We start from the raw sequence: 12,612 nt of genomic DNA, 5'->3' as shown, positions 1-12,612 counted from the left end.
ATGTCGCGCTCAGGCGTCGAAGCCGAGGCTGAGCTTGCGCAGCAGCCCGGCGAGCCGCTCGCGGTCGGCGCGGGAGAGCTGGCCGAGCAGCTCCGCCTCGGCGTCGACGAGCCTCGTGATCGCGGCATCAACTCGGTTCCGGCCCTCTTCGGTCAGGGTCACGAGGACGCCGCGGCCGTCGCCGGGATCGGCGGCACGGACGACCAGCCCGCGCTCGACCAGGCGGTCGATGCGATTGGTCATCGTGCCGCTCGAGACGAGGGTCTGCTGCAGGAGCTGCTTCGGGCTCAGCGTGTAGGGCTCGCCGGCGCGGCGGAGCGCGGAGAGCACGTCCCACTCCCACGGCTCCAGATCGCTGCGGTGGAACGCCTCGCGGCGGGCGCGGTCGAGGTGGCGAGACAGACGGTCCACGCGCGAGAGGACCTCGAGGGGGGAGAAGTCGAGATCGGGCCGCTGTGCGACCCACGCGCTCACGATCCGATCGACCTCGTCATGTTCGGGGACCATCCCCTCATCATCGCAGAGCGCCTGCTACTGTGACCGGTAACAGGCGGGCGATGACGTGACCGCCGAGATCGAAGAGGATCCCCTCGATGCCTGCATCGCGCGCCCGGCGGACGACCGCCGTCTCCACCACCACCGCCCTCGTCCTCGGCCTGCTGGGTGCCGGCGCGATCGTCGCGCCCGCCGCTTCGGCCGCGGAGGGACCCGTCGACGCGGGCATCGCCGTCCGAAAGGTCGACGGCCTGCCGGCCGATTTCATCAACGGCGTGGATGTCTCCTCCGTGCTCTCCCTCGAGGCCTCCGGCGTCGTCTTCCGCGACGACGAGGGTGAGCCCGCCGACCTGTTCGACGTCCTCGCCGATCACGACGTGACCGACGTCCGCGTCCGCGTCTGGAACGACCCGTTCGATGCCGACGGCAACGGTTACGGCGGCGGTGACGTCGACGTCGACCGCGCCGTGGAGATCGGGAAACGCGCCACCGAGGCCGGGCTGCGCGTCCTCGTCGACTTCCACTACTCGGACTTCTGGGCGGACCCGGCGAAACAGCAGGCGCCGAAGGCGTGGCGGGATCTCAGCGTCGATGAGAAGGCCGGTCGGACCCGGGAGTACACCACCGACGCCCTCGAAGAGTTCGCCGACGCGGGTGTCGACGTGCACATGGTGCAGGTCGGAAACGAGACGAACAACGCCGTCGCAGGGGTCACCGGGTGGCCGGGGATGTCGAAGATCTTCTCCGCCGGTTCGGCCGCCGTCCGCGACGTGTTCCCCGACGCGCTCGTCGCGGTGCACTTCACCAACCCCGAGACCGCGGGCCGCTATGCCGGTTACGCCGCCAACCTGAAGTCCTACGGCGTCGACTACGACGTCTTCGCGTCGTCCTACTACCCCTTCTGGCACGGGAGCACCGCGAACCTGACCTCCGTCCTCCGGCAGGTGGCCGACACGTACGACAAGAAAGTCATGGTCGCCGAGACGTCGTGGGCGCACACCCTCGACGACGCCGACGGCCACGGCAACGTCATCGACCTCCCCTCCGAGGCGACGCAGTACCCCGTCTCAGTGCAGGGACAGGCGACCGCGGTGCGGGACGTCATCCAGGCCGTCGTCGACGTGGGCGACGCCGGTATCGGCGTCTTCTACTGGGAGCCGGCTTGGCTCCCCGTTGGCCCGCCCGAGCGGCTCGAGCAGAACAAGGTGCTGTGGGAGCGCGACGGATCAGGCTGGGCGTCGAGCTTCGCGGGCGGATACGAGCCCGAGGACGCCGGGCACTGGTACGGCGGATCGGCGTGGGACAATCAGGCGCTCTTCGCCGCGGACGGTGTCCCGCTCGAATCGTTGAACGTGTTCTCCTACGCCCGCACCGGCGCCGTCGCCCCGCGCCAGGTCGTCGACGTCGAGGAACCCACGGTCACCCTCACCGACGGGGACGAGATCGTCCTCCCGTCGACGGTCGCCGTCACCTTCAACGACGGTTCCGTCGACGACGAGACGGTCGAATGGTCGCGGGATGCCGAGTGGATCGGCGGACCGGGCACGTACACGCTCGGTGGCACGACCGCATCGGGACATGCGACGACGGCGACTGTCGTCATCCGTCCGGTCAACGCACTGCGGAACCCCGGATTCGAGGACGCGGACGTGTCCATGTGGCGTGCCACCGGTGCGGGACTGACGCTGCGGTCCACTGACGATCCCCGCACGGGGGAGCGCTCGGCTCACTTCTACTCCGGGTCGGCCTACACCTACACGCTCCGTCAGACCGTGACGGGGCTCCCCGCGGGCCGGTACACCGCATCGGGAGCGCTCCAGGGCGACGGGGAGGGCAGCGACGGGACCGTCCGGCTGACCGTCTCGTCCGGGGACGCTGCGGCCTCGGCTGACTTCGGGCTCGACGGCTGGCGTGCCTGGTCGACGCCCGCGACGGACGCCGTCACCGTCGTCGAGGGCGGCACCGCGACCATCGAGGTCACAGCATCCCTCCCGGCCGGTGCGTGGGGCACGCTCGACGACCTCGTGCTCACCCGGGCCGCCGACGCGGTCGACACCGCCGACCTCCGGGCGCTCGTCACGCGAGCGGGCGACGTCGAGCGCTCGGCTGCCACCACGGGATCGATCGAGACGCTCGACGAGGCCGTGCGCATCGCGCGTCTCGTCTTGTCGTCGTCGGCCCCGAGCGCCGACCGCGTCACCGCCGCCGAGACCGCGCTGGCGGCTGCCTTCGAGGGTCTCGTGCTCGTCGGCGAGGCACCCGCGCCCGTCGTGCTGCCGGTCGCCGTGACCGTCGGCGAAGGCGAGCCGGTGGCCCTGCCCGCCGCCGTGACCGTCCGCGCCTGGGACGGTGCGGTCCGCACGACGCCCGCTACGTGGTCGGACGCGGTCTCATGGATCACCGGGCCGGGCGAGTACACCGTGAGCGGTCGTGCCGCCGACACGGACGTGACGGCCGCCGTCACCGTCACCGCAGCCGCCTGGGTGCGCGACGGGGGCTTCGAATCCTCGGGCGCATCGCCGTGGACCGTGACCGGCACCGGCGCCACGATCGGTGCGACGACGGATGCCGCGGCCGGCGCTCGTGCCGTGTCGTTCTGGTCCGGGTCCGCGTACCGGTTCGCCGTGACGCAGCGCATCGAGGGCGTCACGCCCGGCACCTACGCCGTCTCGGCGACCGCGCAGGGAGACGGAGAGGGGAGCGGCGCCCTCACGGTCACCGCGACCAGCGGAGGCCGCACCGCCGATGCACGCGTCCCGCTGGAGGGCTGGCAGCAGTTCCGCGCCGGCACGACCCCCGCCATCACGGTCGGGTCGGACGGGATCCTCACCGTCGGTGTCGCCGCCGATCTGCCCGCCGAGGCGTGGGGCACCGTCGATCAGATCCGCGTCGTCCGCACCGGCGACCGGGTGTCGACCGACGAGCTCGCCGCGCAGATCGCCGAGCTCGCCGAGCTCGACCCCGCACCGTACACGGCGTGGTCGGCGAAGCGGATCCCGGCGGGGCTCGAGAAGGCCCGCATCGTCGTCGCCGCCGCCTGGCCCACTGCGGCCGACGTCGACCGCGCCCGGGCCCTGCTGTCCGACATCCGCGCCGGACTCGTCCGGGCGGACGGCGACACCGCCACGGCGCGGCCGGCGGAGGCGACCCTGTCGAACGACAACGGTTACGACACCGGACTGAGGGACGGCGACTTCACCGTCACCATGAACCTCTGGTGGGGTGAGAACGCGTCGTCGGTGCGCTTCTACGAGAACGGCACTCTCCTGAGCACCGTGCCCCTCGCGTACCGGGGTACGCGGGCGCAGACCGCCCGGGTGCCGGTCACCGGACGAGCCGACGGCACGTACCGCTACACCGCCGTGCTGGCGAACACGCGCGGCGAGACGCGCACCGCGGAGATGACGGTCCTTGTGGATGCCGCGGCCCCCGGCATCCCCGTCCTCAGCCACGACGACTACGACGGCGACGGCAGCTTCACCCTGATCGCGGACCTGTGGTGGGGCACGAACGCCACGTCCTACCGGGTGTTCGAGGGCGGGCGCGTCGTGGCGGAGGGCGACCTGGCGGCGCGTACACCCAAGGCGCAGCGGGCGAGCTATGCGGCATCCGGTCTCAGCCGCGGATCGCACGTGTTCACGGTGGAGTTCCGGAACGCCGCCGGGACGACGACGAGCAAGCCGCTCACGGTGACGGTGCGTCGCTGACGCGCCCGGAGGGACGGCGGTCGCATGGCAGACTTGTCAGGCGGCCGCCGGACCCCGGACGGCTGCGGTCCGCCGTGGTGTAATGGCAGCACGACAGCCTTTGGAGCTGTGAGGTCTAGGTTCGAGTCCTGGCGGCGGAGCATGACCGAGAACCTCGATTCGCGCCTGGCCGTCGTCATCCTCGCCGCTGGACAGGGCACGCGGATGAAGTCCTCCCTCCCCAAGGTCCTGCACCGCATCGGCGGACGACCTCTCCTCGGTCACGTCCTCGACACCGCACTCGACCTCGGGCCCGCGCACGTCGTGGTCGTCGTGCGACACGAGCGCGACCAGGTCGCCGACGCCGTGCTGGGCGTCGCACCCAAGGTCGTCGTGGTGGATCAGGATGAGATCCCCGGGACGGGACGTGCCGTCGAGGTCGCGCTCGGTGCGCTGACCGACTTCGACGGGGACGTCCTGGTTCTCAGCGGCGATTGCCCGCTGGCCGACTTCGGCACGCTCGACGCCTTCGTCGCCGAGCACCGTGCAACCCGGGCAGAGGCGACGCTCATGACCGCCGTCGTCGACGATCCGACCGGGTACGGCCGCATCATCCGCGAGAGCGACGGCAGCGTCGCCCGCATCGTGGAGCAGAAGGATTCCTCGCCCGACGAGGCCGCCGTGACCGAGGTGAACGCGGGGATGTACGTCTTCGCGGCATCGGCCCTCCGCACGCACCTGCCGCAGCTCGGCACCGACAACGCGCAGAGCGAGAAGTACCTCACCGACATCGTCGCGCTGCTGCGCCGCGCGGATGGGCGGGTCGCGGCATCCGTCGCCACGGACGTCACCGTCACGTACGGCGTGAACGACCGCGTCCAGCTGTCCGAGGTGGGCCGGCTGCTCAACGCCCGCACCGTCCGCCGCTGGCAGCTCGAGGGCGTCACGATCATCGACCCGGCGACGACGTGGATCGACGTCACGGCGACGCTCGCCCCCGACGTGACGGTGCTGCCGAACACGCACATCCTGCGCTCGACGAGCGTCGCCGAGGGTGCGACCATCGGGCCCGACACGAGCCTGGTCGACTGCGAGGTCGGTGCCGGTGCGACCGTGACGCGCACGGACGCGACCCTCGCCGTGATCGGTGCCGGCGCGACCGTCGGTCCGTTCGCCTATCTGCGTGCGGGAGCCGAACTCGGCGAGCGCGGCAAGGTCGGCACCTTCGTCGAGATCAAGAACTCCGTCATCGGCGAGGGCAGCAAGGTTCCGCACCTGTCCTACATCGGTGACACGACGATCGGGCGAGGGGTGAACCTCGGCGCCGGGGCGATCACCGCGAACTACGACGACCTCACCAAGCACCGCACCGAGATCGCGGACGAAGTCCACGCCGGCTCGCACAACGTGTTCGTTGCGCCCGTTAGGATCGGTGAGGGCGCGAAGACGGGTGCAGGAGCCGTCATCCGCAAGGATGTTCCGGCCGGCGCCCTCGCCCTCAGCATCGCCCCCCAGCGGAACATCGCCGGGTGGGTCGAGAACAATCGACCGGGAACGGGAGCGGCAGAAGCCGCCGCTCGCGCCCGGTCCGCACAGGAAGCTGGCGATGGGTCGCAAGAAGCAGCAGACGGTTGACCTCGACACCGAGCGCGGAATCGCGCCGGGCCTGGTAGCCAAGACCAAGAAGCGCCTCGTCGTCGCGTCGGGCCGCTCGCACGAGGAGCTGTCGACCGACGTCGCCGCAGCCCTCGGCACCCAGCTGGTGCCCACCGAGCACCGCACCTTCGCCTCGGGGGAGATCCTGACCCGTTTCGAGGTCTCGATCCGCGGCTGCGACTTCTTCCTCATCCAGAGCTTCGGTCCGCCGGTCAACGAGTGGCTGATGGAGACGCTCATCATGCTGGATGCCGCCAAGCGTGCATCCGCCAAGCGGATCACCGTCGTCGCGCCCTACTTCCCGTACTCGCGTCAGGACAAGAAGGGCCGCGGCCGCGAGCCGATCAGTGCCCGCCTCGTAGCGGACCTCTTCAAGACCGCCGGCGCTGACCGGGTCATGAGCGTCGACCTCCACGCCGCCCAGATCCAGGGCTTCTTCGACGGCCCCGTCGACCACCTGTTCGCCAAGCCCGTCCTCCTCGAGTACTTCGAGAACACGCTCTCGGCCGAGGACCGCGCCAAGCTCACTGTCGTCTCGCCCGACACCGGCCGCGTGCGGGTCGCCGACACGTGGTCCGACAGCCTCGGCGCACCCCTCGCAATCATCCACAAGCGCCGGGACCCCAACGTCGCGAACCAGGTCACGGTCAACGAGATCGTCGGCCAGGTAGACGGCCGCGTCTGCCTCCTCGTCGACGACATGATCGACACCGGCGGCACCATCGTGAAGGCAGCGCAGGCGCTCAAAGCGAACGGCGCCGAGCGCGTGATCGTCGCGGCGACGCACGCGATTTTCAGCGACCCCGCCGCCGAGCGTCTCCAGGATGCGTCGATCGACGAGGTCGTCGTCACGGACACGGTTCCGCTGCCCCCCGAGAAGCGTTTCGAGAGCCTGACGATCCTGCCGATCGCCCCGCTGCTCGCGCGCGCCATCCGCGAGGTCTTCGAGGACGGGTCCGTGACGAGCATGTTCGACGGCGCGGCCTGATCTCAGGTCCTCGTGCTGGACAGGAACCCGGCTGTCCGTTAACCTCGCGTTCACGTACGGCCGTCGTCTTCAGCCGATGCATAGGCTTCTGCAAGCATCGGCATGTGAGGACTGGCTTTTCTTGAGGTCAACGCCCCCTACCCCAGACCGGGCGGGAACGACACAAGGAGGACCTCTCATGATCCGCACCACCGCCGTACCCCGGCCGATCCGCGTCGGTGCCGCCGCCGCATCCGTCGCGGGGCTCGCCCTGCTCGCCGGCTGCGCCGGCCAGACCACGTCCGGATCAACGGACGCCGGCACGTCGTCGCAGAACCCTTCCGCCTCCACCGACGCGGGGAGCGGTGCGTCGACCGGCACCTACAAGGACGGTACGTACACAGCCAACGGCACGTACCAGACCCCGGAATCGGTCGAGGAGATCTCGGTCACCCTGACCCTCGCGGACGGCACCGTCACCGACGTCGAGGTGACCGGCGAGCCGAAGGCTCGGGAGACGCGCCAGTACCAGGGCGACTTCATCGGCGGCATCCAGGACGAGGTCGTCGGCAAGAAGCTCGACGACATCTCGGTCGACAAGGTCGGCGGCTCCTCCCTCACCAGCGGCGGGTTCAACGCCGCTGTCAAGGAGATCCGGACCGAAGCCGCGTCATGACCGAGATCGCCCCCCTCGCCCACTCCTGGGCGTTCGAGGCGATCGGAACGGTATGGCGAATCGACGCCGCATCCCCACTCGACGATGGCGTCCGTGACGAGATCACGGACGCCATCGCCGCGTTCGACCTGGAGTGGTCGCGTTTCCGCGCCGAGTCGCTCGTCAGTCGGCTGGGGACGGAAGGCGGGGAGGTCCCGGCTCCCGCCGACGCCGTCGCCATGCTGAACGCCTACGACGCTCTCGACACCGCCACCGCCGGGGCAGTGAATCCCCTCGTCGGAGATGCGCTCGCGCGGCGCGGCTATGACGCCGACTACTCTCTCGTCGACCGCGGTGTCGTATCGGCACCGCAGAACTGGCGGGATATCCTCGCGTGGTCTCCCGGCACGCTCTCCCTCGCAGAGCCTGCCCTGATCGACGTCGGAGCGCTCGGCAAGGGGCGTCTCGCGGACATCGTGCTGGATCTCGTCCCGGCGGGCCCCGCGGTCGTGGATGCCGGCGGCGACATCGCCGTTCGCGCGGTAACGCAGCGGATCGCTCTCGAGCATCCGTACGACGCGTCGCGTGCGATCGGTGTCTGGTCGGTGACGGATGCCGCCCTCTGCGCCTCGGCGATCAACCGGCGCGCATGGGGCGACGGTCTCCACCACGTGCTCGACGCCCGCACCGGCCAGCCGGTGCGGCGATACGCGGCCACCTGGGCCGCATCCTCCGACGCGATGACGGCCGATGCCGTCGCGACCGCGTTGTTCTTCGACGGCGGCCCTCAGCTGGCCGCCGAATGGGGAGCCGAGTGGGTGCGAATGGGCACCGACGGCTCCGTCGAATGGTCCCCCCGATGCGAAGCGGAGTTGTTCTCGTGATCTCGTCCCTCAGCGCCGGATGGACGCGCCTCATCGGCGCGCTCGGTCGGCTGTCCATGTACCGCCTGGTCCTGCTGGCGTTGTCGGCTCTCGCCGTCATCGCGCTGGTGCTCTCCTTCACCGGTGCGGTGTCGGTGGCCCCGCTCGACCTCGTGGTCTCGTTCGCCGTCCTCGCCGCATCGATCATGGTGGTGGATGCCGTTGCCCAGCGGATCGTCCGCAGGCCGTGGCGCATCGAATCGGCCCTCATCACCGCCCTCATCCTGATGTTCGTCCTCCGTCCGGGGATCGAACCAATGGCGCTCCTGGGGCTCGCCCTGGCCGGGGCGATCGCGTCGGCGTCGAAGTACATCCTCGCCTGGCAGGGGCGCCACATCTTCAATCCCGCAGCGGTGGGTGCGAGTGCCCTCACGATCATCAGCATCTGGGCGCCGGATCTCGGATTCTCCGCCTGGTGGATCGGCTCTCCCGCGATGACCGTTCCCGTGGTCCTGCTGGGGCTGGCCGTTCTCGTGCGCACCGAGAAGGTGCGCGTGGTGGGGCTGTTCCTCGTCGTCGCGATCGCTGTCGGCCTCGTCCGCACGATCGTGCAGGCGCAGGAAGCGGGCCTCGCCCTCGATCCCGCCATGACGTTCTCGAGCCTCGTCCTGTCGTCGCCGTTCCTGTTCCTCGGCGCGTTCATGCTCTCCGAGCCGCTGACGCTCCCGCCGCGACGGTGGCAGCAGTTCATCGTTGCGGCCGTGGTCGGCATCCTGGCGGGCTGGCCTCTCGCGGTCGGCGACATCACCCTCGGCCAGGAGCGTGCGTTGCTCATCGGCAACCTCGTCGCTTTCGTCTTCGCACTCCGGACCGCCGTCCGCCTCACGATCGTCGAGCGCACCGCGGTGACGCCGAGCGTGCGCGAGTACAGCTTCCGCGCGGAGCGGCCGGTGAAGTTCACTCCGGGCCAGTACCTCGAGCTCGAGGTGCCTCATGCGCGACCCGACTCGCGCGGCACACGGCGCGAGTTCAGCATTCTCTCTTCGCCGGCAGAACTGCCGGTCGTGCGGATCGCGATGCGGGAGGGGTCTCAGTCGAGCTACAAGAAGGCGATCGCGACGGTCGAACCGGGGGACGAGCTGACCATCACCGGCATCTGGGGTGACTTCGTGCTGCCGCGCAAGACCGAGACGCCCGTCCTCATGGTCGCCGCCGGCATCGGGGTCACGCCGTTCGTGTCGCACCTGCGGCACCTGCGGATGACCCAGGAGCAGCGCGATGTGGTGTTCGTCTACGTGGCATCAGCGAGCGAGGAGCTGGCCTTCCGCGACGACCTCGAAGCCGCCGGCATTCCGGTCATCGTCGTGACCCGTGACGAACCGGCGAACCTGCCCGACGGCTGGACGTGGGGCGGCGGGAACCGGCTCGATGCCGAGAGCCTCGTGCGCCACGTTCCCGACATCGACCGGCGACACGCCTTCGTGTCCGGTCCGCCGGCGCTCATCGCCACGCTGACACCCGCGCTGAACCGCGCGAAGTCCGTCACCACGGACGCCTTCAGCGGCTACTGAGCTGCCTTCACTCGGTGGTGGCGTCGGCGGGGGAGTCGGGGCGGGCGGGCAGCCGCACCTCGAACGTGGTCGAGCCGGGCTCGGAGTCCACGACGATCCGGCCGCCGTGTCCGGTGATGATCGCCCTGGCGATCGAGAGCCCGAGTCCGGTACCGCCGGTCTGACGGGCTCGCGAGGAGTCCGCCCGGCTGAACCGCTCGAAGAGTTCGTTCACGACGGAGGGGTCGATGCCGGGGCCGTCGTCGTGGATCCGCAGGATCGCCTCACCGTCCTCGGTTTCGACGGTCGTCGTGACACGGGTGCCGGCGGGGGTGTGGAGTCGGGCGTTCGCGAGGAGGTTGGCGGCGACCTGGTGCAGGCGCCCTGCGTCACCGGCGACGATCACCGGGTCGTCGTCGACCTCGAGCACCCAGTCGTGATCGGTGCCCGCGACACGGGCGTCCGAGACCGCTTCGACGGCGAGCCGGGTGAGGTCGACGGCGCTGTAGACCAGTTCCGTGCCCTCGTCCAGGCGAGCCAGGAGCAGCAGATCCTCGACGAGCGCCGTCATCCGGAGAGACTGCGCCTGGATCCGCTCCAGAGACTCCTTCGTCGTGTCGGCGATCACCCCGGACGCGTGCGGGGCGGACGCCTCCGCCTGACGGATGCCGCGGAGGGAGAGTTCGGAGTATCCGCGGATCGAGGCGAGGGGCGTGCGCAGCTCATGGCTCGCATCGGCGACGAACGCCCGCATCCGATCCTCGTTGCGCTGGCGGGCGGCCAGGGAGCTCTCCACATGGTCGAGGAGGGTGTTGAGGGCGTGACCCACCTGTCCGACTTCCGTGTGCGCGTCGGTGTCCTCGTCGGGGACGCGCTCGGTGATCGTGACGGCACCCTCTGCGAGGGGGAGCGACGCGACACGGGATGCCGTCGCGGCGACCGATCGCAGCGGTGCGAGCGCGCGACGGATCAAGAGGGCGATGACCGCGGCGAGCACGAGGAGACCGCCCGTCGTCAGCAGCGCGACTGTCGTGACGATGCGGGCGCTGACGCTCGTCACCTCCGAGGTGGGAAGGCCGGTGATGGTCGTGTACGGCCCCGGCTCTTCGTGGACGCGATAGTGGCCGAGGCCGGTGACGGTCGCGTCGGCCCAGCCGTCCTGGTCCGACGGGACGAGCATGATGCGGCTGACATCGAGCGAGCGCACATCGTTCTCGTCATCGACGTACGCCGCGGTGATGCCGCTGATGTTGCTGACGACGAGGATCGTGCCCCGTTCCTGACGGCTGCGGCTGAGGATGTCTTCGGCGCGGTTGTTGAGATCGACGTAGATCGAGTCCTGCGCTCGGGTGACCTTCGCGTCGAGGTTCTCCCGCAGGATCGACTCGAGCACCGTCCCCGTCCCGAGCCCGACGGTGATGAGGATCACCGACACGAACGAGACGACGGCGGTGATGAGCCGCGCCTGCAGACTCCAGCGGTGCCGCCGCCGTCGGGGTTTCGTGCTCACTGGCTCGCTTTGATCATGTATCCGACGCCGCGCACGGTGTGGATGAGGGGCTCCTTGCCCGCGTCGATCTTCTTGCGGAGGTAGGAGATGTAGAGCTCGACGACACTCGAGCGTCCGCCGAAGTCGTAGTTCCAGACGCGGTCGAGGATCTGCGCCTTCGACAGCACGCGGCGCTGATTGCGCATGAGGTAGCGGAGCAGTTCGAACTCGGTGGCGGTCAGTTCGATCTCGTCGTCGCCGCGGAACACCTCGTGAGAGTCCTCGTTGAGCGTGAGGTCGCCGACGCGGAGGATCGGGTCGGCGGTGTCGGTGGATGCCCCGGCCCGGCGCATGAGGCCGCGCAGGCGTGCCACGACCTCCTCCAGGCTGAACGGCTTCGTGACGTAGTCGTCGCCGCCGGCGGTGAGGCCGGCGACGCGGTCGCTGACCGAGTCCTTCGCGGTGAGGAAGAGGACGGGGACGTCGTCCCCGGCCTGGCGGAGGCGCTGCAGGACGGCCATGCCGTCGAGGTCGGGCATCATGATGTCGAGCACCATGGCGTCGGGGGCGAATTCGCGCGCCACGTTGAGCGCGTCGAAGCCGGATGCCGCTGTGCGGACCTCCCATCCCTCCATGCGGAGCGCCATCGAGAGCAGGTCGGTCAGCATCTGCTCGTCGTCGACGACGAGGACGCGCAGAGGGGAGCCGTCGGGGCGCTGGAGGAGGGGGGCAGGCATGGTCATGTCTCTCATTCTCATGACATTCCTATGCGCACGCTATGCGGTGCCTTCGGTCACGCTTCGGATCGCACCGGATGCCGCGGGCGGGGCGGCGAGAGCAGGAAGGCGAGCAGGAGCATGAGGCACATGCCGATCACCGAGCCGAGGGTATTGGCGACGACGTCGCGCACGTCCGAGACGCGGGTGTCGATGAAGATCGCCTGGAGCACCTCGATCGCCGCGCTCCCGAGGGCGCCGAGGATCGGGGCCGCCCACCAGCCCCGCACGCCGAACCACAGGACCGCGATGACCCCGAGGGGCACGAACATCGCCACGTTCGCGCCGAACTCCACCCGGTCGAAGGTGATCCACGCGGTGGAGGGCCGTTCGGCGAACCAGGCCAGCAGCCTGTCCAGGGCGGAGCCGATGTCCGACCCGTACGGCGCCGCGCGCAGCGTCATCCACCCCACCGTCCACGCATAGAGCGCGGTGAGGATCGCGAGGACGATGCGCGCGGCGACGCGGTGGACGC

10 protein-coding genes and 1 tRNA gene are annotated in these 12,612 nt (G+C 70.0%); 7 read left to right on the top strand and 4 right to left on the bottom strand.

The features are described 5' to 3' along the window. Positions 1–9: 9 nt before the first annotated feature. Entirely contained in the window at positions 10–507 is a 498-nt protein-coding gene (locus ABCU91_RS11270; protein ID WP_091354740.1) for a MarR family winged helix-turn-helix transcriptional regulator, read from the bottom strand. Between the two features lie 86 nt (positions 508–593). On the opposite strand from ABCU91_RS11270, the gene ABCU91_RS11265 reads away from it, so the two are divergent. The 7 genes from ABCU91_RS11265 to ABCU91_RS11235 all read left to right on the top strand — a co-directional run bounded on the left by ABCU91_RS11265 (position 594) and on the right by ABCU91_RS11235 (position 9,893). Further along, on the top strand, positions 594–4,202 hold the full coding sequence (locus tag ABCU91_RS11265) for a glycosyl hydrolase 53 family protein (RefSeq protein ID WP_413353725.1): 3,609 nt from the start codon (positions 594–596) through the stop codon (positions 4,200–4,202). A 68-nt stretch (positions 4,203–4,270) separates the two neighbouring features. Next, a tRNA-Gln gene (locus ABCU91_RS11260) sits at positions 4,271–4,342 on the top strand. Position 4,343: 1 nt separating this feature from the next. Next, a complete protein-coding gene (gene glmU / locus ABCU91_RS11255) occupies positions 4,344–5,816 on the top strand; it encodes a bifunctional UDP-N-acetylglucosamine diphosphorylase/glucosamine-1-phosphate N-acetyltransferase GlmU (RefSeq protein WP_413353724.1) in 1,473 nt (490 codons plus the stop codon). Continuing rightward, positions 5,788–6,825, top strand: coding sequence for a ribose-phosphate diphosphokinase (locus tag ABCU91_RS11250; protein ID WP_406923956.1), 1,038 nt, complete (start codon positions 5,788–5,790; stop codon positions 6,823–6,825). The genes glmU and ABCU91_RS11250 overlap by 29 nt, the downstream gene beginning before the upstream one ends. Positions 6,826–7,003: 178 nt before the next feature. After that, positions 7,004–7,480, top strand: coding sequence for an FMN-binding protein (locus ABCU91_RS11245; protein ID WP_413353723.1), 477 nt, complete (start codon positions 7,004–7,006; stop codon positions 7,478–7,480). Then, positions 7,477–8,343, top strand: coding sequence for an FAD:protein FMN transferase (locus tag ABCU91_RS11240; RefSeq protein ID WP_406923958.1), 867 nt, complete (start codon positions 7,477–7,479; stop codon positions 8,341–8,343). The genes ABCU91_RS11245 and ABCU91_RS11240 overlap by 4 nt, the downstream gene beginning before the upstream one ends. Next, positions 8,340–9,893, top strand: a complete 1,554-nt coding sequence (locus ABCU91_RS11235) for an FAD-dependent oxidoreductase (protein ID WP_406923959.1) — start codon at positions 8,340–8,342, stop codon at positions 9,891–9,893. The genes ABCU91_RS11240 and ABCU91_RS11235 overlap by 4 nt, the downstream gene beginning before the upstream one ends. A 7-nt stretch (positions 9,894–9,900) precedes the next feature. Here the strand turns inward: ABCU91_RS11235 and ABCU91_RS11230 are convergent, their stop codons facing one another. Genes ABCU91_RS11230 through ABCU91_RS11220 form a run of 3 tightly spaced genes read right to left on the bottom strand, consistent with a single transcriptional unit; the run spans position 9,901 to position 12,577 of the window. After that, on the bottom strand, positions 9,901–11,382 hold the full coding sequence (locus ABCU91_RS11230; protein WP_413353721.1) for a sensor histidine kinase: 1,482 nt from the start codon (positions 11,380–11,382) through the stop codon (positions 9,901–9,903). Next, the gene (locus tag ABCU91_RS11225) at positions 11,379–12,104 is read right to left on the bottom strand and encodes a response regulator transcription factor (RefSeq protein WP_133399886.1); all 726 of its coding nucleotides are present in this window, start codon (positions 12,102–12,104) and stop codon (positions 11,379–11,381) included. The genes ABCU91_RS11230 and ABCU91_RS11225 overlap by 4 nt, the downstream gene beginning before the upstream one ends. Positions 12,105–12,154: 50 nt before the next feature. After that, a complete protein-coding gene (locus ABCU91_RS11220; protein ID WP_413355400.1) occupies positions 12,155–12,577 on the bottom strand; it encodes a VanZ family protein in 423 nt (140 codons plus the stop codon). Positions 12,578–12,612: the final 35 nt, after the last annotated feature.

The sequence above is a fragment of the Microbacterium phoenicis genome (genome assembly GCF_047302325.1).
In the GTDB taxonomy this organism is placed as follows: Bacteria; Actinomycetota; Actinomycetes; order Actinomycetales; family Microbacteriaceae; genus Microbacterium.
The sequence above is the reverse complement of the archived record's forward strand: the minus strand, read 5'-3'. Positions and strand labels throughout refer to the sequence as shown.

Coding starts and splice junctions, on each gene's coding strand:
- ABCU91_RS11240 (WP_406923958.1), top strand. CDS start 7,477: ATGACCGAGATCGCCCCCCTCGCCCACTCCTGGGCGTTCGAGGCGATC.
- ABCU91_RS11225 (WP_133399886.1), bottom strand. CDS start 12,104: ATGACCATGCCTGCCCCCCTCCTCCAGCGCCCCGACGGCTCCCCTCTG.
- ABCU91_RS11250 (WP_406923956.1), top strand. CDS start 5,788: ATGGGTCGCAAGAAGCAGCAGACGGTTGACCTCGACACCGAGCGCGGA.
- ABCU91_RS11270 (WP_091354740.1), bottom strand. CDS start 507: ATGGTCCCCGAACATGACGAGGTCGATCGGATCGTGAGCGCGTGGGTC.
- ABCU91_RS11265 (WP_413353725.1), top strand. CDS start 594: ATGCCTGCATCGCGCGCCCGGCGGACGACCGCCGTCTCCACCACCACC.
- glmU (WP_413353724.1), top strand. CDS start 4,344: ATGACCGAGAACCTCGATTCGCGCCTGGCCGTCGTCATCCTCGCCGCT.
- ABCU91_RS11245 (WP_413353723.1), top strand. CDS start 7,004: ATGATCCGCACCACCGCCGTACCCCGGCCGATCCGCGTCGGTGCCGCC.